Source organism: Streptomyces sp. NPDC037290 (genome assembly GCF_055603245.1).
In genome coordinates this window covers 146,339-170,509 of sequence record NZ_JBVJVZ010000003.1, presented here as the reverse complement: position 1 = coordinate 170,509, position 24,171 = coordinate 146,339, and the positions used below count along the sequence as shown (strand labels likewise).

Sequence of the window (24,171 nt, the reverse complement as noted above, 5' to 3'; positions counted from 1 at the left end):
GCGAGGAATTCGGCCAGCGCTGCTCAGAAGGTCCAACGGGTATGGGTGTAGACGCCCTCGCGCCGGCCGAAGCCGTACGCCGTCGCGGGGGCCACCGCGAACACGACGACGTCCCCCGTCCGGAACGCGTCACCGATCCCGTGGAAGGTGCCTTCGGGCGAGGTGATGTGCGCCCCGTACTTCGCCTCGTAGGCCGCGACGACCTCCTCCAGCACGGCAGGATCGGTCACCGGTACGGCCTTGCCCTCGACCACGAGGTCGAGCCCCTCGCTGAGTGAGTTCCCGCCGGTGGTCAGCGCACAGTGGCCGTCATGGGCGAGGTTCCTCGCCTTCTGCTCGCTCTTGCCGGTGGAGAAGTACAGCAGCCCGTCGTGCCAGGCGGCGATCACCGGCGTGACGTGCAGCCGGCCGTCGGGCCGCACCGTGGACAGCCAGAAGATCTCGGCGGCGCCCATCTGCCGTTCGGCCTCGGCCCAGTCGGTGGCGGTGACGTCCGCGGCACCCGGGCGGGGATTGAGCGCGGAACTGTAGCGGGCGTCCAGCTCGGCCGTGGGCTGCTGGGCGGGGCCCTGTGACGTCATGGCGGAACTCCTTCCTCCCTCCATGAAAGCCGACCGCTCGGAAGGAGGGGGCCGCCACGCCGACGGGCCGGAAAAGCTGCCGTGGGCCCTCGTGGCGGGGGCGACGGTGCACGCGTGGCCGCCGTCAGCGTCCGGCTGCGGTCGGACGATGCGGGGTCGTGGTCGCGGGTGCGGTCGTGCCCGTGGGCATGGGTTCCTCCGTCAGTCGTTCCTTTTCTGCCTTGAGTTTGCGCCACACCGTGGAGAGGGATTCGATGTCGCGCTCGTCGAGGAGATCGGTGAAGACCGGGGCCAGGGCCTCGCGCCGGGTGGCGTCGGCCTCCGCGAAGACGCGGTGGCCCTCGTCGGTGAGCGAGACCTCGACCGACCGTGCGTCGCGCGCGGAGGGCGTGCGGGTCACCAGGCCCCGGGCCTGGAGGGCGTCCACGACCCGGGAGACCTGGCTGCGGCTGAGCATGGTGCTGTTGCCGAGGACGGAGGCGGGAACGGGCTCGGGGCTGGACGCCAGCCACAGCATGACCTCGAACCAGGACACGGGAAGGTCGTGCGCCTTGGTCAGGGCCCGGTCGACACGTTCTGTCAGTACGGTCCCGGCCCAGACCAGCCCGTAGAAGGCGTGGTCGGCGGCGGGCATCTCGGCCTGGGGCAGCTTCTTCGGCATGATCCCCAGTATAGGCGGAGTTGCGTGTGCACACACATAAAGCCATGTTGTGTGTGCACGCACATAAATGGTTCGAAAGGCTCCGCCATGTCCACCACCCCCCGCACCGTCCTCATCACCGGCACCTCCTCCGGCATCGGCCTGGCCGCCGCCATCGCCGCGGCCCGGGCCGGCTGGCGTACGGTCGCCACCCTCCGCGACACCGCCCGCGCCGGGGCACTGCGCAAGGCCGCCGCCGAAGCCGGCGTCGAGCTCGACATCCGTCAGCTCGACGTGACCGATGAGGCGTCCGTCGCGGCCGCCGTCGACGGCGTGATCGCCGACTACGGCCGGCTCGACGCCGTCATCAACAACGCGGGCGCCGGCCACCTGGGCACCTTGGAGAACGACTCCGTCGCCGACGTCCGTGCGGTGATGGAGGTCAACTTCTTCGGCGTACTTCACGTCTCCAAGGCCGCGCTGCCGCACCTGCGGGCCACCAGCGGGCGCCTGATCACCGTCACCAGCGTGGGCGGCGTCATCGGTCAGCCGTTCAACGAGGCGTACTGCGCCGCCAAGTTCGCGGTCGAGGGCTACATGGAGAGCCTCGCCCCGGTTGCGCGGACCCTGGGTGTGAGCGTGTCCGTCGTCGAACCCGGCGCCGTGGCCACCGAGTTCGTGAACAACATCGGCTTCGATCTCGAAGCCGGCATCGACGCCGGCCCGTACTCCGACGCACTGCGCCACTACATCGACCGCACCGTCGAGCAGTTCCTGGACGGTACCGCCCAGACCCCGGCCGAGGCGGCGGAAGCGGTCATGGAGGCGCTCAACGCCGACCGGCCCGGGTTCCGGATCCAGACCTCCGACTGGGCCCGCACCTTCGTCGGCACCAAGCTGGCCGACGCCGACGGCTCCGCCGTCCAGGACCTCACCGCGACCTGGGTCGACTGACCGGCGCCGCCGCCGGCAGCGAGTCGCGCCGAGAGGGAGCTGAGCCGGAACGGATTCATGTTCAGTGGCCCAGGAGCAGACCCGCCCCCACCACGTCGGCGCGGATGCCGTCCTTGTCCACCGTCACGCGCTGCAGGTGCAGGGCGCCGCCCGGTGGCTTCGGGAGCTGGAAGGCGAAGGAGAAGCGGTCGGCGATCTGGGGGCGGGTGAGCTTGGTCAGCGCGGTGAGCAAGGACGGGTCCAGGCCCAGTCTCCTGAGGAGCGCCGGATGGGCGAGTGCGGCGTCCACGAGGTTGACGCGGGTCAGCTCGTGCAAGAAGCGCGGTGCGCCCGTGAGCTGATGGAGCTTCTCCTCGTCGTGGAGCGCCGCGCGCACCGCGCTGTCGGGGACGCCCAGGCGGTGCACGATCTCCGGGAGCGCCAGGAAGGCCTTGATCTTCGCCGCCTCCCGGGTGAGCCGGCGCGCTGACGCGGGGGTGAGGTGGAGGCCCTCGGCGGGCCGGGTGCCGGGCCGGTACGTCGCGAGGTCGTCGATGTCGAGCCGTATGCCGTCCACGGACGTGGCGATGCCGCGGTCCCCGGCGCGCCGGATGAGCGCGTCGGCCCGCACGGTCAGGTCACGGCCCGCCATGTGCAGGGAACCGTGGGCCCGGACACGGCTCGGTCCGTGGGCCGTGAACGTCACCTGCGATGCGCCGAGTTCGCGGTTCATGTCGGCGAAGGACAGCAGCACCTGACCGCGCACCTGTCGGACCAGTGCGCCCCGCACCGCGGTGGGTCCGTCGCCGTCCATGCGGATGTCACGGGCGGTGGCGGTGACCTGGGTGAGGGTGACCCGGTGGGCCGGGATGTCGGGGACGGTGATCCGCACAGAGTCCAGACGCTGGGCGGCCAGCTGGGTGAGGAAGGGGAAGCCACCGATCCGTACCTCGGGAGCGGCGGCGATATGCAGCTCGTCCCTGAGCCGTTCGGAGGCCTTGTGCTCGGCGTACAGCAGGGCCCAGCGGTCGGCCAGGACGACGAGGCAGGCGAGGGTGAGCACCCAGGCGAGGAACCGGACCAGGGTGGGCAGGCCGGTGGCGCGGTTCCGGCGGCGGCTGCCGCGCCGGTGGTTGGGGGGTGTCCAGGGCTCCTCGGCGTCGTCGTCCCGCGGGGTCGGCGTGCCGTCCTCGGTGAGGAGCTCGTCCAGCGGATCGTCGGCCAGCGACGCAAGTTCGTCGTATGGATTGCGGCGGGGCGGAACCCTTTCGGTGCAAGGGCCGTCCGACTGAGCAGGCTGATGCGTCTGTATGTGGGGGGTACGCATCGGTAGATTTGATCACATAGTCGTACCCAACTCGCAAATCCTACCTGAAGTAAGGCGCGAAATGAGTCAGAACTTCACCGTGCGGGCTCAGTGCGGGCCCGGTCCGGCCGACCGTGGCGGCCGGGCCCATCCCAGGGAGCGTTCGACGGCCCGCTGCCAGTTGTCGTACTCCGACTCCCGCAGTTCGGGATCCATGGCCGGCAGCCATTGCGCTGCCCGGTGCCAGTTGCGGCGGAGCACTTCCAGGTCCGGCCAGTAACCGGAAGCGAGTCCGGCCGCGTAGGCGGCGCCGAGGGAGACGGTCTCGGCGACCAGGGGCCGTACGACGGGTACGTCGAGCACGTCGGCGACGAACTGCATGAGCAGGTTGTCGGCGGTCATGCCCCCGTCCACCTTGAGTTGTTGCAGGGAGACCGAGGAGTCGGCGTTCATGGCGTCGACGACCTCGCGGGTCTGCCACCCGGTGGCCTCCAGAACGGCGCGCGCCAGGTGCCCCTTGGTGATGTAGGAGGTGAGGCCGACGATGACCCCCCGTGCGTCGCTGCGCCAGCGGGGGGCGAACAGACCGGAGAAGGCGGGGACGATGTAGCAGCCCCCGTTGTCCTCGACCGTGCGGGCGAGGGTCTCGATCTCCGGGGCGCTGCTGATCAGGCCCAGGCGGTCACGGAACCACTGGACGAGTGCGCCGGTGACGGCTATGGACCCTTCCAGGGCGTAGGCCGGCTGCTGGTCCCCGATCTTGTAGGCGACGGTGGTGAGGAGTCCGTGCCGGGACCGGACGACGTCGCCGCCGGTGTTGAGCAGCAGGAAGCTCCCCGTTCCGTACGTGCATTTCGCTTCGCCCGGGGAGAAGCAGGTCTGTCCGAAGAGCGCGGCCTGCTGGTCGCCGAGGGCGGCCGTGATGGCGACGCCGGGCAGCAGCGAGCGGGCGTCGCCGTACGTCTCGGCGGACGACCTGATCTCGGGCAGCATCGCGCGGGGTACCCCGAAGAAGGCCAGCAGCTCCTCGTCCCAGGTGAGCGTGCGGATGTTCATCAGCATCGTGCGGCTGGCGTTGGTGGCGTCGGTAATGTGCAGGCCGCCGTCGGTGCCTCCGGTGAGGTTCCAGACCAGCCAGCTCTCGATCGTCCCGAACAGCACCTCGCCGTCGGCGGCACGCTGCTGGAGGCCCTTGACGTGGTCGAACAGCCAGCGGATCCGCAGGGCCGAGAAGTAGGTCGAGGGCGGCAGACAGCACCGTTGGAGGAAGAACTCGTCGCCGGGGTCTTTTCTGAGGTCCTCGACGAGCGGCGCCGTGCGGGTGTCCTGCCACACGATCGCCCGGCCCAGCGGGAGGCCGGTCCGCCGGTCCCAGAGCACCGTTGTCTCGCGCTGGTTGGCCACGCCGATGGCGGCGAGCTGTCCGGTGTCGACACCGGCGTCGGACAGGGCCTCGGGCACGACGCGTCGCAGGTTCTGCCAGATCTCGACGGCGTCGTGCTCGACCCAGCCCGGCCTGGGGAAGTGCTGCTGGTGCTCCTTCTGCGCGACCGATACCAGCCGCCCACGGTGGTCGAACAGAATGCATCGGGTCGAGTTGGTGCCCTGATCGATGGACATTACATACCGTTCAGCCATGATCGGGTCTGCCTTCCGACGGATCGAGGGGCGGCTGTCCTGGCCTACCAGCGGGCGGCTCCCAGGTCTCTGGAGATCGCGCGCGCGGCTTCACGGATCAGGGTGATCAGATGCGGGCGGGGGTGGCCCTGGCTGTCGCAGACCCGCTCGACCGGCCCGGACAGACCGATGGCACCGACGACGAGGCCGCCGTGTCCCCGGATCGGCGCGGCGAGCCCTGCCTCGCCCATGCTCATTTCCTGGACCTCGGCCGCCCACCCGAGGTCGCGGACCCCGGCGAGGGCCCGGCCGAGCTGCTCGCGATCGACCAGCGTGTGCCGGGTGTACGCCTCCAGTCCCGGCTCGTCGCCGTGCTCGATCGCGGCCGTCCCGTAGGCCAGCAGCACCTTGCCGAGCGAGGAGGCGTGCAGGGGCAGCAGCGAGCCCACGTCCAGGGTCTGGAAGGTGTCGTCCGGCCGGAACACATGGTGGACGATGAGCACGCTGCCCTCCAGGGGAGTGCCCAGGCGCACCGCCTCCCCGCTGCGGGCGGCGAGGGCGTCGGCCCAGTTGAGGGAGCGCGAGCGGAGCTCGTTGACGTCCAGGTAGCTGGTGCCGAGGTGCAGCAGGGCGGCTCCGAGCTGGTACTTCCCGGTCGCGGCGTCCTGCTCCACGAAGTCCACGTGCTGGAGTGTGCGCAGGATGCCGTGGGCGGTGCCCTTCGCCAGCCCGAGCGAGGCCGCCACCTCGCCGAGCCCGAGTCGGCGGGGCCCGCCGGCGAGCAGGCGCAGAATCGCCGCCGCCCGTTCGATGGACTGGACTGGGCCGGCCATGAACCGAGCCTATTACCGCCGCGGAGGCTTCGCTCCGCGGCGGACGGCGAGCGGCGGGACGCAGGGAGAACGGGGCGTTCGGTAATGCCGACCACTGTTCATTGACGTGCCTGTTTTGTCTCCCTAGCGTGCTACGAGGCCGGAATGCTCGGAGACACGGCGCGGACCGGCAGCACACACCACCGGGAGAGACCATGGCGGCTCAGCTCAACACCCTGCTTCGGGCGGATCACGAACACGTGTGTCCGGTGCCGCCCGTCGCCGGCGCCGTTTCGGGCGTGCGCCGAAGTGTGGCGGCGGCCCTGACCGACTGGGGTGTGCCTGCGGAGATGCTCCAGGACTCACTGCTCGTGGTGTCGGAGCTGGTCACCAACGCGATCATCCACGCCTGCCCCCCTGCCGTACTCCGGGTGTCCTGGATGCCGGGTGACGGCGCCTGCAGCCTGCGCGTCGAGGTCACCGACGCGGGACCCGCGGGTCCGGTGGGCCGCTCCTGCTCCGGGATCGACCCGGACGAGCACGGCCGCGGCGAGACGATCGTCCATGCCCTGGCGGTCCGTCACGGCATCCACGTCCACGCGGGCGGATTCACCCGCTGGGCCGATCTCGTCGCCGTCCAGAACGCGTCGGGAGCTGGTCCGGAGCTGGTCTAGAGCGCGGCCTGGGCCCGGGGCCGCACGGGGGCCTGCCCGTTCGCGGTCTGCTTGCGGAGCAGAAGCAGGGCGGCGTCGTCGTGCAGCCGACCGCCCACATGCGCCAGCAGCTCGTCATGCAGCGCGGTGAGCGTGCGGGCCGGCTCGTCGGAGGCATGGCGGGCCACCCCGTCGGCCAGCGGATAGAACTCACGCGCGTGATCGCGGGCCTCGGTGACCCCGTCGGTGTAGAGCAGCAGCTGCTCACCCGCCTCGAAGGGCAGCCGCTGCAGGCGAGGGGCCTGGCCGGAGAGGGCACGCAACCCGAGCGGGGGCGTGGGACGGGTGGGCTCCACCGACCTGACGTCTCCGGACGCGGAGATCAGCAACGGGGGCGCGTGTCCGCAGTTGACGACCTCCAGATGCCCTGCGTGGGGGAGCCCGGCGACCACGGCGGTGACGAAGTCGTCCGGGCCGAGATTGCGGGCCAGGCTGCGCTCGATCCGGCCCACGACGTCGAGCAGGTCGGGCTCGTCGTGGGCGGCCTCGCGGAACACCCCGAGCACGAGTGCGGCGGTCCCCACGGCGGGCAGCCCCTTGCCGCGCACGTCGCCGACGATCAGCCGGACCCCGTGCGGGGTGGGCACCAGGGCGTAGAGGTCCCCGCCGATCCGGGCCTCGGCCGCGGCGGCGCTGTAGCGGACGGCCACCTGGAACGGGCCGACCGTCTCCGGGACCGGCTGGAGCACCGCGTGCTGGGCGGCCTCGGCCACCGAGCGGACGGCCGCGAGGACCCGCTCACGCCGGCCGTGCAGCGCGCCGGCCAGGCCGCTCGCCGCGGAGACGGCCAGCAGGGCGAACAGCACGGCCACCAGCTCACCCGGGGGCATGCCGTGCCGGACGCCCAGCGCCGCGGCCATCGCCGTGGCGAGGACACCGGCGCAGAGCACACCACGCGGCCCGTTGGTGGCGGCGGCCAGCGCGGGCCCGGCCGCCAGGAGCGGCAGCCATGCGATCCCCGCCCCTCCGGCGAGGTCCACGACCACGACGACGGCGAGGAACAGAACCGGCAGCACGGGCATCCTGGGGGTCAGGTGCCCGGCGGCACGCCGGAGCACCGAGCCCGCGGCTCGGGCCGCACGGTTGTCGAACAGCCTCCTCGGCTCGTGGTCGCCGCCATGGTGTCTGGCCTGACTCATGTGTCGTCCGCAGTCCTTGCCTGTACGGGGTTCACACCCGGAACATCCCTTTCGTACCAGCAAACGGTCTCGACGTGGGCAGCCACAAGGCGCGGAATTTCAGATAGTGAGCGAGAGGCTCCGGGTCACCCGGCTCGCGATCGTCAGCAGACGTGCCCGGATCTCCTCGAGCCGGTCCCGCCGTTCCACCGGCAGGGACACACCGAGCGCGCCGAGCGTGCCACCGCGGTAGACGGGGACGGCGACGCACACCGTGCCGAGTGCGTACTCCTCGAGGTCCGTGACGGCCGGCGCCAGGGGCGGCGCCTCGATCCTGCGCAGCAGCTCAGGGAGACTGGTGATCGTCCGGGGCGTGAGGTCGGCGAGCCGGTGCCTGGCCAGGTAGTCCCGGCGGCCCTCCTCGTCCATCTCACGCAGCACGGACTTGCCCAGGGCGGTGGCATGCCCGGCGTCCTCGAACCCCACCCAGAGATCCGCCCGCGGCGTACGGGGCCCGTCGACGATCTCGGCGACCCTGATCTCGCCGTCCTCGTAGAACGTGAGGTAGGTGGCGGCGGACAGCTCGTCCCGCAGGGCGGCGAGCGTCGGGCGGACGCGGCTGAGCAGCGTCTGCGTGCGGCCCTCCGAGTGCAGGGAGTTCAGCCTGTCGCCCAGGATGAAGCCGCCGTCGTCCAGCTTCCGCACGTATCCGTCGTGCACCAGGGTGCGCAGCAGGTGATAGGCCGTGGCCAGGGGCAGCTCGGTCTCCCGTGCCAGCTGTTTCGCCGGCGCGCCGTTCTCGTGCGCGCTCACCGCCTCCAGCAGACGGAAGGCCCGCTGCACGGACGTGATGAGCGTGGGGCCGTCCTGAGCGCCCATGGGTCCAGATTGCGCCCGGGCGCCCCGCACGGGCAAGGCAGGAGTCACCGAGCCCGGGCGGGGCCGGTACGGCGGTCCGGTGCCCCTGGTGTACGAGGCGGGCGTCACCGGCGGAGCGCCTGAGCGTTGACACGGCGACCCTCACCTCGGATCGGTGTGTGTCATGTCGGGAGTACACGAAACGCTTCGAAGGATCGCAATGATCAAGTCTCTCCGGATTGCGGCTGTCACTCTTCTCGCCGTCGGCGGCCTCGCTGTGTGCACGGCCCCTGCTTCGGCAGCCGTCCCTCAAGCCGGCGCCGCGCCGGTCGCCGGCCTGGTTTCGGGCCCTACGCCGTTCCCGGTGCCGCTCACCGGTGACAACCCTGACCGGACGCCCATCGGCTTCGGCCCGCTCAACGTCGCGGTCCCCGCGCTCGGCGTGCTGTAGCGGACGCCCGGGGGTCAGCAGGCCGCGCCGGTCAGCGCGAGGAACTCGCTTCGGGAACGGGCGCCGGGCCGCAGCAGGCCGAGCAGGGTGGAGGTCAGCGTGCTGGAACCGGTGGCCTGGACGCCGCGCAGGGTCATGCAGGAGCGCTCGGCCTCGATGACCACGCCGACGCCCTTGGGCTCCAGGCGCGTCTGCAGCCGGCCGGCGACCTGCTTGGTCAGACGTTCCTGGACCTGTGGGCGGCAGGCGAAGCGCTCGACGACCCGGGCCGGCTTGGACAGGCCCAGGACACGGGCGCCGGGCAGGCAGCCGACGTGGGCGGTGCCGACGAACGGCAGCAGATGCTGCTCGCCCACGGAGCGGACGCGGATGCGGCGGGCCGGGACGAGTTCGTCGTAGCCCTCGTCGTTGGGGAAGGTGGTCAGGTCGAAGGGGCGCGGGCCATCCGCCCCGGTGTGCCGCGCAGGCTCTCCGCTACCGCCCACCGCACCGTGGGCCCCAGCCCCAGATGCACGGCCCCGCCCTCAGCGGAAGGATCGGGGGAGGACACGCTCCGCGACGTTGCGCGGGGCCCGCCCACCACCGGTTGCTCGGCATCCGTCCGAGCTGGGGAAAACGCCCGTTCTGGCGTTCCGACCGGAGCATTGCCATGTCGACCAAGCGCATCCTCAGCCGTTCTGCTCGTTCCACGGAACGGGTGGCACACCCCACCACCGCGTCCATGGCGACCGCCGCCGACGCCGGCCTGCTGCTCATCAGGCTGACGTTCGGCCTGCTGATGGCCGCCCATGGAGCTCAGAAGGTCTTCGGACTGTTCGGGGGCCCGGGCCTGACCGCGACCGGCAAGGGGTTCGCGGCCCTGGGCTACCACCCGGGAAAGCTCTTCGCGGCGATCGGGGGTCTGTCCGAGCTGCTCGGTGGTCTCGGCCTCGCCCTCGGGCTGTTCACGCCGCTGGCGGCCGCCGCCCTGATCGGCGTCTTGATCAACGCGATGGCCACGGTCACCGGCGCCCACGGCCTGTGGGACGCCGACGGCGGCGTGGAATACAGCGTGTGCATCGCCGTCGTAGCGCTGGCCGTCGCCGCCATCGGCCCCGGCCGGCTGGCCGTCGACCACTTCTTCCGCTGGGGCAAGGGCGGCTGGAAAGAGGCGGCCTTCGCCCTCGGCCTCGGCGGCGCCGCAGCGGCGATCACTCTCGGCCTCTGAACGCCACGTCCACCGCTCGGCAGGCCGGACGCCCGGTTCTGGCATCTCTCTTGCGCGGAGGCACAACCCTCTGGGGACCTCGCGGGTCACACCAGGCAGGAGCAACCGTCTCCAACAGTTGCAAGGGGGAAATATGCGATTCAGTCGTTCCGTCCTGGCCGCCACAGCACTGGCAGCCCTGTCGGTGGGAGCCACGACCGCCTTGGCGGCGCCTGCCTCCGCCGCGGCCAACACGACACCGCAGAAGGTCTGCGGGAGCGGCTACAAGACCGTGAACTCGGCGCCCGTCGGCTCGCTGGGAACCGTCTACCTGACGTACAACTCCGCGAACGGCAAGAACTGCGTCGCGACCATCCGCAACAACCCCGGCACCGCCGTGGCCATGTCCGCCTGGGTCTACGTCTCCGCCACCGACCAGGGGGACGAGGACTACGGGCAGTACACGTCGTACGCGGGCCCGACCCACGTCTACGGCAAGTCCCACTGCGTCGACTGGGGCGGCAACATCCGCAACGTGTACGTACAGGTGACCGGCTCCAACTGCGGCGCCCTGAAGGAACAGCGGGTCACCTTCACCCGCTGACCCACCCGCCCTGGCGGAACGCTCCCGGTTCCGCCGGGGCAACGAAAGCAGGCCGGTGCCGGACATCCGTCCCCGCGCCATGTCTCAGGCGGGGACGGAGATCCCTGACCCCGATGCGCCCTCGGCCACCGACCCGAAGCCCGGATTCTTCGCCGGCCACGGACAGCCGACCGGCGCCCTCCCCTGAGACCCGAGACCCTACGAGCGGATGTGCGTGCGGGCCTGCTCGATCCAGCCCGACACGGCCTTGGCGCCGCAGCTCTCGGCGACCGACTGGGCCTCGTCGAGGTGGTGCAGCGCCGCCGCCGGGTCGCCGGTCTCGGCCGCGAGGTAGGCCAGCGCCACCAGGCCGGCCGCCTCCCCGGGCCTGAAACCGATCTCCCGGCGCAGCGTCACCGATTCGGTTGCAGCACCCTGCCCCGCGCCACGGCAAGCGGCGCCTCGATCGCGTCCAGCAGGTCATCGGACCGCTGCAGCGCGGACGTGCCCCCGCCGAACATCGCCTCTTCGAACAGCTCTCCCGCACGCCCGGTCCAGTCCTGCCCCCGCATGCCCTACCCCTCCCCGCCGGACGATGACAGCGCTGAGGCTGTCCCCACACCACCGGCGGCAGCGGGGAATATCCGGGCCCCCGGCAGGGCCGCCGTGTAGTCCCCGAGTACATGACCGCCCGTCCACCCCTGGGACCGGGCCCTGGACACGTCCAGGACAACGGAGTTGGCCAGCTGGTCGACCGCGTAGTGGGTGAGGAACGGCTCCGTGCGCGGACGCAGTCGGGCCAGCATCTGGGCGGTACTCGCCGCGGTGTGGGCGACCGCCGGCGGAACGTGGCGGATCCGCGCCCGTACGCCGTGCGCCCGCAGTACCGCCGCTACGGCCCGGTCCCGGTCGTACGGTGCTGGGTCGGCGATGTTGTAGCCGCCGGGCGGCCAGCCGGCGGCGGCGAGGCACGCCTCGGTGAGGTTCTCCACGGCCGTCAGGCTGAGCAGGACGCTCGGCCCGGGCAGCAGAAGCAGACCACGGCGGACGCGGGACAACAGCCGCGGCACCAGATGGGGATCCCCGGTGCCGTAGACCGCCCGGGGGCGCAGCACCACGGCACCCGCGGCGAGCGCCAGCGCCTCACCGGCGGCCTTGGTGCGGCCGTAGGCGTTCAGCTGGGCGCGGACCGGGTGGTCCTCGGTGATCCGGGTCCGGCCGGGGCCGGGCGCATAGACACTGGCGCTGCTCACCCAGACCACCGGACGGCCGGCGGCCGCTCGAAGGAGCCGCGCCGTGCCGTCGACGTTGACGGCGCGCATCGCGGCCTCGGCGGGGGAGCCGGGCACCGGGTCGCCGACCGCCGCCGCGCAGTGCACCACGACGTCGGCGCCGGCGAGGTCCGGCACCTCACGGGCGGCGTCCCACGGGATGTGCCGGCCGACCGGACCGGGGCGGCGCCCCACACAGAGCACCTCGGCACCCCGGGCGGCTGCCGTGGCCGCGACATGCGAGCCGCAGAAGCCGCTCGCCCCCGTGACGGCGATCGTGGTCATCGGTTCTCCCGGGGGCTGCCGGTGGAGCGGACGGTGAGGGAACGCCAGCCGGGCAGGGCCGCGGTCCGGTCGCCGCGGGCCCGCACGACGGCGGGGCGATGGGGCGCGAGTGCGGCAAGGGTGTCGTCGAGCTGTGCGCGGGCCAGGCGTGCGCCGGGGCAGGCGTGCTTGCCGGCGCCGAAGACGAGCTGGGCGACGTCGGGCGGCGCGGGGTTGCGGGCGTCCGGGGGATCGGCGTGGGCCCGGGCGGCGTGCCGCGCCACCAGGATCAGGCGGTCCCCTGCCCGTACCGGACATCCGTCGAGGGCGGCGTCCGCTGCTGCCGCGCGAGGCAGCAGCGGCGAGGGAGCGGTCACCCGCAGCAGTTCGCCCACCAGGTCCGGTCGAAGAAGGTCGTCGGCCGCCTGGTCCCACAACCCCGCGTCGGCACACCAGGCGACGGCACGCGGGAGGGCTGCCACGGTGGTGTTGACGGCGGCGACCGCAAGCATCGCGCGCAGGGCGGTCTCCCCGCTCGCCACGATCTCGCCGGTCATCGCGTCCCGGGTGAGCAGGGCTTCCAGACGGGCCGTCGCCGTGGCCGCCGCCCGGGCGGTGCCGGGCAACCGGGGCCCGGGCAGGTGGTCGCGCACGGCCGCGGCCGCCGCGCGCGCGGCCGCCTCGGCGACCCCCTCCGGATCCCCTTCCGTACCGAGCAGCGCACAGACGGTGGCCCCGGCCAGTTCGCGTGCCAGCGGAACCAGGTCGACGGTGCGGCCCCTGGACAGGGGAGCGAGGCGACGGTCCAGGACCTCCCGCCAGACCGGGCGCAGCCGCTCCACTCCGGCCGCGCCGAGGTCTTCGGCGACCGCTCGGCGGGTGGCGCGGTGACCGGTGCCCTCCTGGTCGAACAGCGTTCCGCCGGCGGACAGCTCCCGCGCGGCGCCGCCGGTGGTGCCGGCCGCGGTGCGGTCCAGCGGAACACGCGTGAGGGCGTGCCGGTACGCATCGCCGCCGTGCACCAGCAGTGCGCCGCCGATCCGGGTCACGTTCTTGCGGCGGGTGGCGGCGAGCAGGGCGAACAGCACGGGATGGGAGCGGGTGTACACGCGCCGGTCGCGGCGGCGCGCCGCCCGGACGGCGCAAGCGACGGGCATGGCGGTCATCGGACGTGCACATCTCTCGCGTCGGCGGGGCGGTAGCGCCGGTTCCAGCACCACAGCAGGGTCCGGCGCGCGCCCCACGCCCGCAGTCGGCGCAGGCTGCTGTGGACGACCATCCGCTCGGCCCGCACGATCCGGTCGCTGTGCTCGCGCGCCCGGTTGAGGAAGACCACGTCCTCCGGCGGCCCCTGCAGCGGGACGCGCGGCGTGCCCCCGCAGCGCAGGTACAGGGCGGCCGTGACGGCGAGGTTGTGGCCGTGGCACAGCACGTACGGCGCCCGGTAGCGCGGGTGGCGGTGCGCCTTGCGGTACCGGCCGTACAGCGCGGTCGCCCGCGTCACCGCCGGCAGCAGGTACCGCTCGGCGAGCGAGGGGTCCTCGTCCCGGCGGGGGAGGCTTCGCCCGCAGGCGAGTTCCGTGCCCCGCCCGAACTCCGTGCGCACCGGCGCGATCCAGTCCGCCGCGGGCAGACAGTCCGCGTCGGTGCGTGCGAGCAGCGCGGCGCCCTGCCCGATGGCGTACCGGAACCCGGTGTCGACGGCGGCCCCGGCGCCCGGCTCGTCCTCGCGCACGAGGTGTACGGGGAAGGGCGCGGCGGTGGCGAAGCGGCGGACGGCCTCCGCGGTCGCGTCCGTGGAGGCGTTGTCGACGACGACCAGCGTGAAGCCGGTGTCGGTCCGGGCGGCGAGCGCGGCGAGGGTGGCCCTGATCCCGGCCTGCTCGTTGTAGGCCGGTACGACCGCCCACAGCGGCCCGTTCATGCCCGGGCCCTCTCCGCGAGGCGCGCGGCGGCCAGGCGTGCGGTGGCGGCGCGGTCCGGTTTGCGGGAGCGTCCGGACAGCGGGATGTCGGCCAGCAGCACCGCATCCGGCCGTGCGGACCCCATGCGCTCCAGAGGGCCGGTCAGCGCGGCGCGCAGCGCCTCGCGGTCGGCACCCCGGCCCGGCTGCACCACGGCCACCAGGTGCTCGTCGCCGTCACCGGCCGGCACCCCGACCAGCAGGGCCAGTTCGACGCCGGGCACGTGCAGCGCGGGCTCGTACAACCCCGGGTAGATGTTCTCCGCGTGCCGGAGCACCATGTCCTTCAGGCGGCCCTGCAGCACGATCCGGCCGCCGTCGAGGTGCGCACGGTCACCGGTGGCCACCCACGGGTCCGGTTCCTCACCGAGACAGCGGTCCCGGGCCGCCGGGCCGGACAGCAGCAGTTGACCGGAGGCGTCCGTCCTGGCCGCCACCCCGGGCAGTGGTGCGCCCACCAGATCGCCCCCGCCGGAGAAGGCGGCCTTGTCGGCCTGTTCCACCGCGGCGGCGGGAAACAGCTCGGTCAGCGCGTACACACCCCACGCCTCCCGCGCACCCGCCTGCTTGACGCGGGTGAGCAGATCGGCACTCGCCGGGGCCGACCCCGTCCAGACCCGCCCCGTGAACCGCGCCCCCGCCGAGAGCAGCATCCGCAGCTGAGGGGGTGTCAGATAGGTGGCCTGCGGCCCGAGTCGGCTCAGCTGCCGGACCAGGAGGCGCGGCGAGCGGGCGGGCAGCGCGACCGGCGCACCGCTCGCCAGGGACGGCACCAGGACGAAGAACGTCCCGCCCAGGACCGGCCGCTCGGCCTCCACCCGGACCAGACCGGCCACCGTGGCCATCCCGGCGGCCACCGAGGACCGCGTGTGCACCACCGCGCGCGGCCGTGACGTGGTGCCCGAGGTGAAGACGATGACCGCATCGCCGTCCTCGTCCACCGGACGCGGCAGAACCACCGACCGTACGTCGGTGTCCAAACCCGGGGCGCAGCCGGGCAGTTGGGGCCCGACCGTGGCCACCGGCCCCAGGGTCGCGAGGTCCGGCAGGGCCAGGCGCGCCCGCCGGGCGAGCGGACGGGCCCACCCCGCGACCGCCTGGGCGGCGGCGTCGGCGAGGACGACATCGGGCCGGGCCAGCGCGAGCCGGGCGCGCAGCACGTCCGGTCCCGCGCCCGGATCGAGCACCGCGGCCCGCGCACCGAGCCGGTGCACGGCGAGCATCACGGCCAGCGCCCGGGGGCCGGGCCGTACCGCGACCCCGACGGTGCCGCCGCGCGCGACGCCCCGCGCGTGCAGGGCGGCGGCGTACCGGTCGCCGAGGTCGGCGAGATCTCCGCAGGTGGCCCTGACGCGTACGGCCCCGTTCCGGGCGGCGCCGAGGACTGCGGGCCGGTCGGGGCTCTTGCGCAGGGCGTGGGTGAGTGTGTCGAGCATCAGCGCGGGTCCTCCGTGTGACGGCCCGGACCCCGGTCCAGGTACCAGCGGGCCGTACCGGCCAGCCCGTAGGCGCGCAGCCGCCGGGTGGAGTTCTCGACGACCATGGCGCGGGCATGGACGATGGCGGTGGTACGGCGCCTGACCCGGTTGAGGAAGAGGCGGTCGGTGGGGGAGGGACGGCGTGGCATACCGCCCACGGCCTCGTACAGTGCGGCCGTGACGGCCATGTTGTTGCCGGCGTGCATCCGGTACGGCGTGAGGTAACCGTGCCGACGCCGGTGCGCGGGGCGTACCCGTCCGAAGAACGCGGCGACGCGGACCAGGGAGCGGAAGGCGGCCCGCCCCAGCGGCCCGTGCTCGTCGCGACGTGCGTCGAGGCGACCGCACACCAGTCCCGCGCCCCGCTGCAGGGCGGCGCGGGCGGCGGCCGTCCAGCCGGGGCGCGGCAGGCAGTCGGCGTCGGTGCGGGCCAGCATCGTCGCGCCGTTGCCGATGGCGTACCGGAAGCCGGTGTCCACCGCGCAGCCGACGCCCTTCTCCGGCTCGCTGAGCACATGGACCGGGAAGGGCGCCCGGCGGGCGAAGTCGTTGGCGATCGCCGCCGTGGCGTCGGTGGAGGCGTTGTCCACGACGACGAGCGTGAAGTCACGGTCCCGCTGGGCCGCGAGCGCGTCCAGCGTGGCGCCGATCCGCGTGGCCTCCTGGTGCGCGGTGGCACCACCACCCACAGGGCACTCACGCCTTCTCCCACACCAACGTCATGATGCTCACGCCACCGCCCAGGCCCACGAACAGCACCCGGTCGCCGGGAAGCAGCCGCTCGTGGACGAGGTCGAGCTGTACCCCCAGCGTGGCGCTGGCCATGTTGCCGAGCTCGGGGACCGTGACGACGAGCCGGTCCCGGGGGACACCCGTGAGTTCCACGAACCGCTCCAGGTACGGCACGGTGACCTGGTGCACCAGGACGTACCGGAAGTCGGTCCAGGCCAGGCCCGTGCGCTGTCTCATCCGGTCCAGCACGGACGTGCCGATCTTCTCGAACACCTCGCGCAGCTCCGTCCCGTCACCGCTGAAGTAGGTGTGCTCGTCCCCGCGGGGATGACGCGAACCGCCACCGAAGATCCCGCCGACCTGCCAGTGCTCGGAGTGCGTCTCGGTGTCCACGTCGAGGATGCCGCCCATTTCCACGGCCTCCACCACGACCGCGGCTCCCGCGTCACCGAAGGTGTAGCCGGCGAAGCCGTCCCGCAGCTGGCCGGGGCCGGAAGGGGCGTGCCGCACCGCCCGGCTCGGGGTTTCCCCGGTGACCACCAGGGCACGGCGGGCCCGGCCCGACAGGATCATCGCCCGTGCCATGTCGATGCCGTTGACGAAGCTGTTGCACGCGTTCGTCACATCCAGCGCGTGCGCCCGGGACCCCAGCTCGGCCTGGACGACGTGGGCGGTCGCCGGTTCGACCATGTCCCGCGTGGCCGAGGCGAAGACCATCAGATCCACGTCGTACGGCGCGAGCCCCGCCCGGGCCAGCGCGGTGCGTGCCGCCCGCACCGCGAGCGTCGAGGCGTACTCGCCCTCCGCCACGGCACGGCGCGAGGCGATCCCGGTGACCCGTTCGAGTATCCGCTTCGGCAACGGCAGCCCGGAGGCCCGGGAGATCTGCTCCTGCAAGTGCTGGGAGGTCACCTCGGACTCCGGCAGGCAGGACGCCACTGACGTGATGCCCACCCGGAGCACCGGACCTCGTGCAGCATGGTCTGTGTGCATGTCAGGGACGCTATGAGCGGACCCGGACGGCCTGCCTGAGCACGCGTACTCAACCGGCATGGGTAGCGGACCGCTGCGGCGGCCCCGCGTACGGGCTCCGGCCGCGCGAGCGCACCGCCTCCGAGCAGCGGTTCCGTCGGGAGACCGCCATCGCACACCTGTGCAAGGATCTTCGGATGAACGATCTACACTTCCGGCCGGCCACCCAGGCGGATCTGGCCACTCTCGTCCGACTCCGCGACGATGCGGCCCGCTGGATGCTGTCCCGCGGGGTCACCGAGCAGTGGCGGCCGGGGGAGCTGGACGAGGACCATTTCCGCCGGGTCATGGCGCACGGCGAGGTCTGGCTCGCGGAGGCCGGCGGGCACGTCGCCGGTGCCTGGGAGCTGTGGTGGCAGGACGAAGCCGCCTGGGGTCCGCAGCCGCCGGTGGCCGGCTACGTGCACCGGCTCATGGTGGACCGGGGCACGGCCGCGCCCGGGACGGGGCGACAGCTGCTGACAGCTGCGGAGCGCCGGGTCGCCGCGGTGGGACGGACCTGCGTGCGCCTGGACTGCCTGGCCGACAACGAACACCTCAACGCCTACTACCGGCAGGCCGGTTACCGCGTCGTGGGCCACAAGAAGGGCAAACCGCAGCCGGGCGGGGCGCCCAAGTCCTTCACACTGCTGGAGAAGGAGCTCCGGTCCTTCCCGTCGTCTCATGGCTGATCTGCAGGTGAGGGGGTGAACCGCCCGTGGACGGTTCACCCGTTGATCACTAGCGGACCACGATCACGATCACTCCGTTGTCGAACCGGTCGTCGAACCGGTGGTCGAAGCGATGGTCGAAACAGAACCCGTGGCGGCCGAAGCAGGAATCCCGGTGGTCGAACCGGAACCCGTGGTCGAAGCGGAACCCGTGGTCGAACCGGAACCCGTGGTCGAACCGGAACCCGCCGTGGTCGAAGCAGCGCCAGTCGTCATGGAAGCACTGGTCGGTGACCACACCGCCGTGTACGGCAGGGGCTGCTGCGGCGGCTGTGCCTGCTGCGCCGATCGCAGCGCCGCCCGCCATCAGAAGGCCGGCCGCGGACGCCGCGACGAGACGCCTCGCGCCTGGTACTCGCATGATGCATGCACCCTCTTCTCTCCCTCGTCTCGCGCTACTTTCGGGGGCACGAGATGGACGGCCGCAGCCGCGGGGAGGGAACGGCGGTTGTCCGCGTCGCCCCGTGCGTGCCCCACGCTGCGGCCCTACCTCACATACGTCCGCGGTGCCCCTTTGGATTGCGCCGTGGCCCTGAAAGAGGCCTGTGCTTGATCGCGTTGTCAGTCCCTGCTGCCATCATCCCGCCATGCTCTACGACGCCTTGATGGCCGAATCCCGCAGGAGCGACTCGCTGGACGACGTGCGGTGCGCCGCGCTCGACCGGGTCCGCTGGCTCGTCGACCTCCTGGAACGTCAGCGAGCCCAGTTCCGTCGGTCCACAGGGCCCGGGTACCAGCGATCCGAGGCGGAGGCCGCGGCGACCCGGGCCGAGATCGACGGGCGGCTCGCCGCCTGCGCGGACGGGGACGGCAGGGCCGCGGTCCTGTGCCTGATGCTGGCCGCCGACTTCGGCGACACGCTGTGGCAGTACGACGCCGAGGTGGGGCGCCTGATCTCGCGCGTGGGCGGCTGGACGCCCGACGAGGTCGCGGTGATGCTGCTCCGCGCCACCGAGTACGACATGGGCTTCTGGTTCGCCGATGCGCTGGGACTGGCGCTGAACGCCGCCGACCAGCTCGACGCCGACGGCCGCCGTGCCGTGCTGCCCTGGCTGCGGTACGCACACACGGAGCTCATGGACACCTCCGTCCAGGCACGCGGGCGCGCGTCGCTCGCCCAGCGCCTGCGCGCGCTGCTCGCGAGCGTGGACGAGGCACACGTCCCCGAGGGGCTGATCCCCGCCCACGCCCCCTGGGCGGCCCCTCTGCGCGACCATGCCACGACCTCACCGACGCCGGAATTCGCGGGCTTGGTACGGCACTTGGCGAGCCTGTCGGCGCCGCGTCCCGCGCAGAAGTGGCGGCGGACGTGCCTCGAACTCGTGGACGCGGCGTCGGCACGGGACGTCGTCGCCGACGTCCTGCGGGCGCTGGCCGAGGACGATCCGCTGTGCAGCAGGGACAGCGGCGCGCACGCCGGCTGGCTCCCAGGCGACTACCACTACCACTACCTCGTCCACCAGAACGACGGGGACCTGGCGCGCGGCGTCGTCTGGGCGGCCGCGCTGAACGGCGGCCCGGCCGCGGTGCGGCACCTGCAGACGCTGGCCCTGCGCACCGGCGGCCGGGGAACCGGTGTGACCGACGACCTCAAGCTCGCGGGAGCGGCGATCAACGCGCTGGCCGAGACAGGCGATACGGCCTCCCTGGAAGCCCTGTGGCGGCTGCAGTCCCGGATCAAGCACCGCGCCCTGCGCAAGCAGCTCGACACCGCGCTGGTGACGGCGGCCGGCAAGCAGGGCATCACGGCGCAGCAGCTGATCGAGCGCAGCGTACCGGACCACGGCCTGGCGCCGGACGGTTCGCTGGAACGGGAGTTGGGCGGCCACCGGGTGCGGGTGGCGATCGAGGAAGCGGCCACGGTGCGGCTCATCTACACACGCCCCGACGGAGGGACCTCCCGCACACCTCCGGCCGCACTGAAGGACGGATTCCCGGACGAGCTGCGGGAGTTGAAGGCCCTGGCCAAACAGGTGCGGGGCACACTGTCCGGAGAGCGGGCCCGCGTCGAGGCGCTGATGTCGGCAGGGCGCGAATGGCCGTACGACGAGTGGTGCCGCCACTACCGCGACCATCCGGTCACCGGGACCCTCGTCCGGGGCCTGATCTGGGAGTTCCAGAACGCCGGGGACGCCGACGGCGAGTGGCGTGCGGTGGCGCCGACGGCCGAGCCGCCCGGCCGGCCCGAGCGGGTCCGGTTGTGGCACCCCGTCCGGGCGTCGACGGACGAGATCAGGACGTGGCGGGAGCAACTGGTCGCCGCGCGGCTGCGGCAGCCGTTCAAGCAGGCCTTCCGGGAGATCTACCTGCTCACCCCGGCGGAGCGGGAGACGGGCGGCTACTCCAACCGGTTCGCCGCCCACATCGTCCACTACCGGCAGCTGTACGCGCTGTTCAAGGAACGCGGCTGGCAGGCCAACTTCCTCGGCCGGTACGACGGCGGCCACGACGGGACGGCGCGGGCGGAGTTCGGCGACGGGAAGTGGCGGGCCTGCTTCCACCACGAGCCCGCGGCGGACGACGGCAGCTACGCCCCGGAGCACGCCGCGACCGACCAGGTCCGCTTCGAACGGCGCGACGGCCGGCGCTGGCACGAGGTGCCCCTGGCCGAGGTGCCCCCACTGGTGTTCAGCGAGGCGATGCGGGACGTCGACCTGTTCGTGGGCGTGACCTCCATCGCGGCCGACCCGGACTGGACCGACCGGGGCGAGGACCGCCACGCCGCGTACTGGCGGACGGCCACCTTCGGTGAGTTGACGGAGAGCGCCGTGGTCCGCCGCGAGGCGCTGGAACGGATCCTGCCGCGTCTGAAGATCGCCGACCGGTGCGCGCTCGACGGGCGTTTCCTGGTCGTCCGCGGCGATCTGCGCACGTACAGGATCCATCTGGGCTCGGCCAACATCCTGATGGAACCGGACGACAGCTACCTGTGCATCGTCCCGGCTCGCGCCAAGGACGGCGGCAAGGTCTTCCTGCCGTTCGAGGACGACCGCCTCTCCCTGGTCCTGAGCAAGGCGTTCCTGCTCGCCGCCGACACGAAGATCACCGACCACACCATCCTCCACCAGATCAAGAGGGGCGCCTGATGGACCTCGCAGCCCGGCTGATGCGCGCGTTGACCGACCCGGACTTCATCGTGGACGACGGGGACCGGCACCCGGATCTCTCACAGGTCTCCGACGAGGAGCTCGGCAGCCTCCTCGTGGCGGCCCACCGAGTGGGCGACGCGGCCACACGCGCCATGACGAGCGTCCGTTACGCGGTCGAGGAGGCGGCCAGGGAACGGCGCCCGCGCTATACGCCCGACGCCTGCCGCCACATGTTCGAGGCACTCGTCGAGAAGTACGAGGACCGCGGCTGGGCCGACCTCACCCTGGGCGCGGAAGCGCTGGAGCGCTGCACGGGGCCACTGCCCGACGTCTCCGGCTCGGCCCACGCACTGGTCCGGCTCTGGCTGGAGAAGGACACCGTGCGCCAGCCGTACGCGCTGCTCGCGATCGCCGGGCTCGCCGGCGAGGGGACACTGCGCGCGGCCGTGGAGCGCCTCACGCGCGATGTGGGCCCCATCGTCGCCGACGAGATCACCGTCATCGCCGGCCTCACCCAGGCGGAACAGAAGCAGCTCTCCGAGATCGACCGGGATCACAGATTCGTCGCACCGCTCGGCCACGCCTCATGGCGCAGGTCGGCCGACAACCCCGCCTATGTGGCGTTCGCCCGCCGCGCACTGGAAGCGGCCGCCGACCGCACCGACGCCATCCGGGCGGGGGAGATCCCCTATCAGGCGGACAAGGCGTTCACCGACCGGGAGGTCACGGTGCTCGGACAGGCTCTGCGGGTGGCACTTCTGCGCGACGAACCGTGGCTCCCCGAGTTGTTCGAGCGGCTGCTGCCCGGCGTCGCCCTCGCCCCGACGGCGGCGAAGACCCTCCCTTCCCAGGCCCTGCTGTACGAGGTTGTCCGCGCCGCGCAGGACTACCCCACGCCCGAGCTGGTGACCGCCATCCGCACCGTGCGCCGGACCGTCCGGCACGCCGGGGTGCCCAAGCAGCTCGACAAGATGCTCAAGAAGGTCGACATCGCGCTGGCCGAGCGCACCGAGGTGGCCCTCCGGTTGCCGAGGCTGGAGTTCGAGACGGCGTTCGTCAACGGCTCGGCCGCCGGCGGCGTCCTGCGTCGGACGGCCGGCGAGTACCAGGCCGTCGTCACGGTCACCGAGACCGCCACGCTGACCTGGGAGAAGGAGGGCCGCCCGCTGCGCGGCGTCCCGGCGCCGGTCCGCCGCGACCACGCCGGCCTGGTCAGGGAGCTGCGTGACCTGGTGAAGCGAGTGAACGCCCAACTCGCCACGCTTGTACGAGCGTTGGAGGGAGGCTTCACCGTCGACGCCGTCCACCCGTACGGCTGGTGGCGCACCGAACTGGCCGGCCACCCCCTCGCCCGGACCCTCGTACGCCGGCTGATCTGGGAGATCGAGGTCGCCCCCGGCGCATGGCGGGCCGTACTGCCCGAGACGGACGAGGACCTTCCCGACGCTCCCGACGACGTCTCCGTACGGCTGTGGCACCCGCTCCGATCCGAGCCCCCTGCCGTACGGGCCTGGCGGGACCTGCTCACCGAGCAGCGCATACGGCAGCCCTTCAAGCAGGCGTTCCGGGAGATCTACCTCCTCACCCCGGCCGAGGAACAGACCCGCCTCTACTCCAACCGGTTCGCCGCGCACCTCGTCCACTACCGCAGGATGTTCGCCCTGTTCCGGGCGCGGGGATGGAAGAGCGACCTGCTCGGCCCCTGGGACGGCGGTGACGGCGACCAGGCCGAACGCACCCTCGCGGCGGGGGAGTGGCGAGCCCGCTTCCTCCACAGCTGGGCCGACTGGTCCGGGGAGGACGAACTGGCCTCGACCGACCAGGTGCGGTTCGACCGGCGGGTGGCGGACGCCTGGCGCGAGGCACCGCTCGCCGACGTCCCCCCACTGATCTTCAGCGAGGCGATGCGCGACGTGGATCTCTTCGTCGGTGTGACCTCGATCGCCGCCGACCCCGACTGGACCGACGGCGGCCCCACACGCACCTACTGGGAGCGGGCCTCCTTCGCCGAGCTGACGGAGAGCGCCGAGGCGCGCCGCGACGCCCTGCAACGGATCCTGCCGCGTCTGAAGATCGCCGACCGGTGCGCGCTCGACGGGCGTTTCCTGGTCGTCCGCGGCGATCTGCGCACGTACAGGATCCATCTGGGCTCGTCCAACATCCTGATGGAACCGGATGACAGCTACCTGTGCATCGTCCCCTCACGCGGCACCGGCAACGACAGGGTCTTCCTGCCGTTCGAGGACGCCCGCCTCTCCCTGATCCTCAGCAAGGCGTTCCTGCTCGCCGCCGACACGAAGATCACCGACCACACCATCCTCCACCAGATCAAGAGGGGCGCCTGATGGCCACCGTGACGTTCCGGGACGAGACCGCGACGGGCAAACCGGTCACCGAGTGGGAGGTCGCCGGGCTGCCGGAACGGATGACCGTGCGGGAGCTGATCAGGCTCCGGGTGCGGGAGGAGGTCGCCCGGTTCAACGCCCGTCCGAGCGGCCGTTTCAACGGCCTTGTCCGTCCCGACGACGCCGAGACGGAGCTGAACGGCTACCGGCTCCGTGAACCGCGCCGCATCGACTGGGAACGCCAGGCCGAGATCGCCGAACGTGCCTTCCTGGCCAACGGGTTCTTCCTGCTGGCCGGTGATCGCCAGGTCGAGGACCTCGACGACATCGTGGATCTCACCGCCGGCTGCGACCTGGTCTTCATCAAGCTCGTCGCTCTCGCCGGCGGCTGAGACTCCCGGGTACGGCAGCCGGCCCATACGGCTGAACGGGCGCGGCTCGTCGTGGCCGCGCGCGATAGTAGCCATGTACATAATAGCCATGTATAGT

Annotated in this window: 25 protein-coding genes and 1 pseudogene; 9 read left to right on the top strand and 17 right to left on the bottom strand. The window is 72.4% G+C overall.

All coding sequences use genetic code 11. The features are described from left to right. Positions 1-23 precede the first annotated feature (23 nt). Both ACZ7HQ_RS11515 and ACZ7HQ_RS11510 read right to left on the bottom strand, forming a co-directional pair. Entirely contained in the window at positions 24-581 is a 558-nt protein-coding gene (locus tag ACZ7HQ_RS11515) for a pyridoxamine 5'-phosphate oxidase family protein (RefSeq protein WP_470987367.1), read from the bottom strand. 124 nt (positions 582-705) lie between these two features. After that, positions 706-1,242, bottom strand: a complete 537-nt coding sequence (locus tag ACZ7HQ_RS11510) for a MarR family winged helix-turn-helix transcriptional regulator (protein ID WP_470987365.1) — start codon at positions 1,240-1,242, stop codon at positions 706-708. 63 nt (positions 1,243-1,305) lie between these two features. Between ACZ7HQ_RS11510 and ACZ7HQ_RS11505 the strand changes: the two genes are divergently transcribed. Next, positions 1,306-2,175, top strand: a complete 870-nt coding sequence (locus ACZ7HQ_RS11505) for an SDR family NAD(P)-dependent oxidoreductase (RefSeq protein ID WP_470988892.1) — start codon at positions 1,306-1,308, stop codon at positions 2,173-2,175. A gap of 61 nt (positions 2,176-2,236) precedes the next feature. Here ACZ7HQ_RS11505 and ACZ7HQ_RS11500 read toward each other — a convergent pair whose 3' ends face one another. From ACZ7HQ_RS11500 to ACZ7HQ_RS11490, 3 genes are all read right to left on the bottom strand, one after another. Further along, the gene (locus tag ACZ7HQ_RS11500; RefSeq protein ID WP_470987364.1) at positions 2,237-3,481 is read right to left on the bottom strand and encodes an LmeA family phospholipid-binding protein; all 1,245 of its coding nucleotides are present in this window, start codon (positions 3,479-3,481) and stop codon (positions 2,237-2,239) included. Positions 3,482-3,568: 87 nt separating this feature from the next. Next, positions 3,569-5,098 (bottom strand): glycerol kinase GlpK, encoded by a 1,530-nt coding sequence (glpK, locus tag ACZ7HQ_RS11495; protein WP_470987362.1) that lies wholly within the window; start codon positions 5,096-5,098, stop codon positions 3,569-3,571. Between the two features lie 44 nt (positions 5,099-5,142). Next, on the bottom strand, positions 5,143-5,910 hold the full coding sequence (locus ACZ7HQ_RS11490) for an IclR family transcriptional regulator (protein ID WP_470987361.1): 768 nt from the start codon (positions 5,908-5,910) through the stop codon (positions 5,143-5,145). 194 nt (positions 5,911-6,104) lie between these two features. On the opposite strand from ACZ7HQ_RS11490, the gene ACZ7HQ_RS11485 reads away from it, so the two are divergent. Further along, complete coding sequence (locus tag ACZ7HQ_RS11485; protein ID WP_470987359.1) at positions 6,105-6,563, top strand: ATP-binding protein; 459 nt, start codon at positions 6,105-6,107, stop codon at positions 6,561-6,563. Here the strand turns inward: ACZ7HQ_RS11485 and ACZ7HQ_RS11480 are convergent. Together ACZ7HQ_RS11480 and ACZ7HQ_RS11475 are read right to left on the bottom strand one after the other, a co-directional pair. After that, entirely contained in the window at positions 6,560-7,741 is a 1,182-nt protein-coding gene (locus tag ACZ7HQ_RS11480) for a PP2C family protein-serine/threonine phosphatase (protein WP_470987358.1), read from the bottom strand. The genes ACZ7HQ_RS11485 and ACZ7HQ_RS11480 overlap by 4 nt on opposite strands. Positions 7,742-7,840: 99 nt before the next feature. Continuing rightward, positions 7,841-8,599 carry an IclR family transcriptional regulator gene (locus tag ACZ7HQ_RS11475; protein ID WP_470987356.1) on the bottom strand — a complete coding sequence of 253 codons (759 nt, stop codon included), beginning with the start codon at positions 8,597-8,599 and terminating at the stop codon, positions 7,841-7,843. Between the two features lie 199 nt (positions 8,600-8,798). Here ACZ7HQ_RS11475 and ACZ7HQ_RS11470 point away from each other — a divergent pair, with 199 nt between their 5' ends. After that, positions 8,799-9,029, top strand: coding sequence for a hypothetical protein (locus tag ACZ7HQ_RS11470; protein ID WP_470987354.1), 231 nt, complete (start codon positions 8,799-8,801; stop codon positions 9,027-9,029). A 14-nt stretch (positions 9,030-9,043) separates the two neighbouring features. On the opposite strand, the pseudogene ACZ7HQ_RS11465 reads toward ACZ7HQ_RS11470, so the two are convergent. Next, positions 9,044-9,469: pseudogene (locus ACZ7HQ_RS11465) on the bottom strand (GTP cyclohydrolase I); the annotation flags it as partial. A 209-nt stretch (positions 9,470-9,678) separates the two neighbouring features. On the opposite strand from ACZ7HQ_RS11465, the gene ACZ7HQ_RS11460 reads away from it, so the two are divergent. After that, entirely contained in the window at positions 9,679-10,236 is a 558-nt protein-coding gene (locus ACZ7HQ_RS11460; RefSeq protein ID WP_470987352.1) for a DoxX family protein, read from the top strand. A 133-nt stretch (positions 10,237-10,369) separates the two neighbouring features. Next, on the top strand, positions 10,370-10,819 hold the full coding sequence (locus ACZ7HQ_RS11455) for a spore-associated protein (protein ID WP_470987350.1): 450 nt from the start codon (positions 10,370-10,372) through the stop codon (positions 10,817-10,819). A gap of 198 nt (positions 10,820-11,017) precedes the next feature. On the opposite strand, the gene ACZ7HQ_RS11450 is transcribed toward ACZ7HQ_RS11455, so the two are convergent. From ACZ7HQ_RS11450 to ACZ7HQ_RS11415, 8 genes are read right to left on the bottom strand one after another with little or no spacing between them, the layout of a single operon-like run. Then, entirely contained in the window at positions 11,018-11,215 is a 198-nt protein-coding gene (locus tag ACZ7HQ_RS11450) for a hypothetical protein (RefSeq protein ID WP_470987348.1), read from the bottom strand. Next, on the bottom strand, positions 11,212-11,370 hold the full coding sequence (locus ACZ7HQ_RS11445) for a hypothetical protein (RefSeq protein ID WP_470987347.1): 159 nt from the start codon (positions 11,368-11,370) through the stop codon (positions 11,212-11,214). The genes ACZ7HQ_RS11450 and ACZ7HQ_RS11445 overlap by 4 nt, the downstream gene beginning before the upstream one ends. A 3-nt stretch (positions 11,371-11,373) precedes the next feature. Beyond that, on the bottom strand, positions 11,374-12,354 hold the full coding sequence (locus ACZ7HQ_RS11440; protein ID WP_470987346.1) for an NAD-dependent epimerase/dehydratase family protein: 981 nt from the start codon (positions 12,352-12,354) through the stop codon (positions 11,374-11,376). Next, positions 12,351-13,490 carry a cytochrome P450 gene (locus tag ACZ7HQ_RS11435; protein ID WP_470987345.1) on the bottom strand — a complete coding sequence of 380 codons (1,140 nt, stop codon included), beginning with the start codon at positions 13,488-13,490 and terminating at the stop codon, positions 12,351-12,353. The genes ACZ7HQ_RS11440 and ACZ7HQ_RS11435 overlap by 4 nt, the downstream gene beginning before the upstream one ends. A 5-nt stretch (positions 13,491-13,495) precedes the next feature. Beyond that, positions 13,496-14,257, bottom strand: a complete 762-nt coding sequence (locus tag ACZ7HQ_RS11430; RefSeq protein ID WP_470987343.1) for a glycosyltransferase family 2 protein — start codon at positions 14,255-14,257, stop codon at positions 13,496-13,498. Then, positions 14,254-15,732: a class I adenylate-forming enzyme family protein gene (locus ACZ7HQ_RS11425; RefSeq protein ID WP_470987341.1), complete on the bottom strand. Its 1,479-nt coding sequence runs from the start codon at positions 15,730-15,732 to the stop codon at positions 14,254-14,256. The genes ACZ7HQ_RS11430 and ACZ7HQ_RS11425 overlap by 4 nt, the downstream gene beginning before the upstream one ends. Continuing rightward, a complete protein-coding gene (locus ACZ7HQ_RS11420; RefSeq protein ID WP_470987339.1) occupies positions 15,732-16,463 on the bottom strand; it encodes a glycosyltransferase family 2 protein in 732 nt (243 codons plus the stop codon). Before ACZ7HQ_RS11420 ends, ACZ7HQ_RS11425 begins: the two co-directional genes overlap by 1 nt. A 7-nt stretch (positions 16,464-16,470) precedes the next feature. Continuing rightward, on the bottom strand, positions 16,471-17,460 hold the full coding sequence (locus ACZ7HQ_RS11415) for a 3-oxoacyl-ACP synthase III family protein (protein WP_470987337.1): 990 nt from the start codon (positions 17,458-17,460) through the stop codon (positions 16,471-16,473). Positions 17,461-17,675: 215 nt separating this feature from the next. Here ACZ7HQ_RS11415 and ACZ7HQ_RS11410 point away from each other — a divergent pair, with 215 nt between their 5' ends. Beyond that, on the top strand, positions 17,676-18,209 hold the full coding sequence (locus tag ACZ7HQ_RS11410; RefSeq protein WP_470987335.1) for a GNAT family N-acetyltransferase: 534 nt from the start codon (positions 17,676-17,678) through the stop codon (positions 18,207-18,209). Between the two features lie 49 nt (positions 18,210-18,258). Here the strand turns inward: ACZ7HQ_RS11410 and ACZ7HQ_RS11405 are convergent, their stop codons facing one another. After that, complete coding sequence (locus ACZ7HQ_RS11405; RefSeq protein ID WP_470987334.1) at positions 18,259-18,609, bottom strand: hypothetical protein; 351 nt, start codon at positions 18,607-18,609, stop codon at positions 18,259-18,261. A 226-nt stretch (positions 18,610-18,835) separates the two neighbouring features. Here ACZ7HQ_RS11405 and ACZ7HQ_RS11400 point away from each other — a divergent pair, with 226 nt between their 5' ends. The 3 genes from ACZ7HQ_RS11400 to ACZ7HQ_RS11390 are packed head-to-tail and all read left to right on the top strand — an operon-like array spanning position 18,836 to position 24,074. Continuing rightward, positions 18,836-21,334 carry a DUF4132 domain-containing protein gene (locus tag ACZ7HQ_RS11400; RefSeq protein WP_470987332.1) on the top strand — a complete coding sequence of 833 codons (2,499 nt, stop codon included), beginning with the start codon at positions 18,836-18,838 and terminating at the stop codon, positions 21,332-21,334. Next, positions 21,334-23,682 (top strand): DUF4132 domain-containing protein, encoded by a 2,349-nt coding sequence (locus ACZ7HQ_RS11395; protein ID WP_470987331.1) that lies wholly within the window; start codon positions 21,334-21,336, stop codon positions 23,680-23,682. Before ACZ7HQ_RS11400 ends, ACZ7HQ_RS11395 begins: the two co-directional genes overlap by 1 nt. Further along, entirely contained in the window at positions 23,682-24,074 is a 393-nt protein-coding gene (locus ACZ7HQ_RS11390; protein ID WP_470987329.1) for a hypothetical protein, read from the top strand. Before ACZ7HQ_RS11395 ends, ACZ7HQ_RS11390 begins: the two co-directional genes overlap by 1 nt. Positions 24,075-24,171: the final 97 nt, after the last annotated feature.

What these genes read in the sequence shown, in the direction of transcription:
- ACZ7HQ_RS11515 (WP_470987367.1), bottom strand. Translation starts at nt 581, where the DNA reads ATGACGTCACAGGGCCCCGCCCAGCAGCCCACGGCCGAGCTGGACGCC.
- ACZ7HQ_RS11445 (WP_470987347.1), bottom strand. Translation starts at nt 11,370, where the DNA reads ATGCGGGGGCAGGACTGGACCGGGCGTGCGGGAGAGCTGTTCGAAGAG.
- ACZ7HQ_RS11405 (WP_470987334.1), bottom strand. Translation starts at nt 18,609, where the DNA reads ATGCGAGTACCAGGCGCGAGGCGTCTCGTCGCGGCGTCCGCGGCCGGC.
- ACZ7HQ_RS11425 (WP_470987341.1), bottom strand. Translation starts at nt 15,732, where the DNA reads ATGCTCGACACACTCACCCACGCCCTGCGCAAGAGCCCCGACCGGCCC.
- ACZ7HQ_RS11460 (WP_470987352.1), top strand. Translation starts at nt 9,679, where the DNA reads ATGTCGACCAAGCGCATCCTCAGCCGTTCTGCTCGTTCCACGGAACGG.
- ACZ7HQ_RS11430 (WP_470987343.1), bottom strand. Translation starts at nt 14,257, where the DNA reads ATGAACGGGCCGCTGTGGGCGGTCGTACCGGCCTACAACGAGCAGGCC.
- ACZ7HQ_RS11455 (WP_470987350.1), top strand. Translation starts at nt 10,370, where the DNA reads ATGCGATTCAGTCGTTCCGTCCTGGCCGCCACAGCACTGGCAGCCCTG.
- ACZ7HQ_RS11395 (WP_470987331.1), top strand. Translation starts at nt 21,334, where the DNA reads ATGGACCTCGCAGCCCGGCTGATGCGCGCGTTGACCGACCCGGACTTC.
- ACZ7HQ_RS11410 (WP_470987335.1), top strand. Translation starts at nt 17,676, where the DNA reads ATGAACGATCTACACTTCCGGCCGGCCACCCAGGCGGATCTGGCCACT.
- ACZ7HQ_RS11485 (WP_470987359.1), top strand. Translation starts at nt 6,105, where the DNA reads ATGGCGGCTCAGCTCAACACCCTGCTTCGGGCGGATCACGAACACGTG.
- ACZ7HQ_RS11440 (WP_470987346.1), bottom strand. Translation starts at nt 12,354, where the DNA reads ATGACCACGATCGCCGTCACGGGGGCGAGCGGCTTCTGCGGCTCGCAT.
- ACZ7HQ_RS11475 (WP_470987356.1), bottom strand. Translation starts at nt 8,599, where the DNA reads ATGGGCGCTCAGGACGGCCCCACGCTCATCACGTCCGTGCAGCGGGCC.
- glpK (WP_470987362.1), bottom strand. Translation starts at nt 5,098, where the DNA reads ATGGCTGAACGGTATGTAATGTCCATCGATCAGGGCACCAACTCGACC.
- ACZ7HQ_RS11390 (WP_470987329.1), top strand. Translation starts at nt 23,682, where the DNA reads ATGGCCACCGTGACGTTCCGGGACGAGACCGCGACGGGCAAACCGGTC.
- ACZ7HQ_RS11435 (WP_470987345.1), bottom strand. Translation starts at nt 13,490, where the DNA reads ATGCCCGTCGCTTGCGCCGTCCGGGCGGCGCGCCGCCGCGACCGGCGC.
- ACZ7HQ_RS11510 (WP_470987365.1), bottom strand. Translation starts at nt 1,242, where the DNA reads ATGCCGAAGAAGCTGCCCCAGGCCGAGATGCCCGCCGCCGACCACGCC.
- ACZ7HQ_RS11400 (WP_470987332.1), top strand. Translation starts at nt 18,836, where the DNA reads ATGCTCTACGACGCCTTGATGGCCGAATCCCGCAGGAGCGACTCGCTG.
- ACZ7HQ_RS11500 (WP_470987364.1), bottom strand. Translation starts at nt 3,481, where the DNA reads ATGCGTACCCCCCACATACAGACGCATCAGCCTGCTCAGTCGGACGGC.
- ACZ7HQ_RS11470 (WP_470987354.1), top strand. Translation starts at nt 8,799, where the DNA reads ATGATCAAGTCTCTCCGGATTGCGGCTGTCACTCTTCTCGCCGTCGGC.
- ACZ7HQ_RS11490 (WP_470987361.1), bottom strand. Translation starts at nt 5,910, where the DNA reads ATGGCCGGCCCAGTCCAGTCCATCGAACGGGCGGCGGCGATTCTGCGC.
- ACZ7HQ_RS11480 (WP_470987358.1), bottom strand. Translation starts at nt 7,741, where the DNA reads ATGAGTCAGGCCAGACACCATGGCGGCGACCACGAGCCGAGGAGGCTG.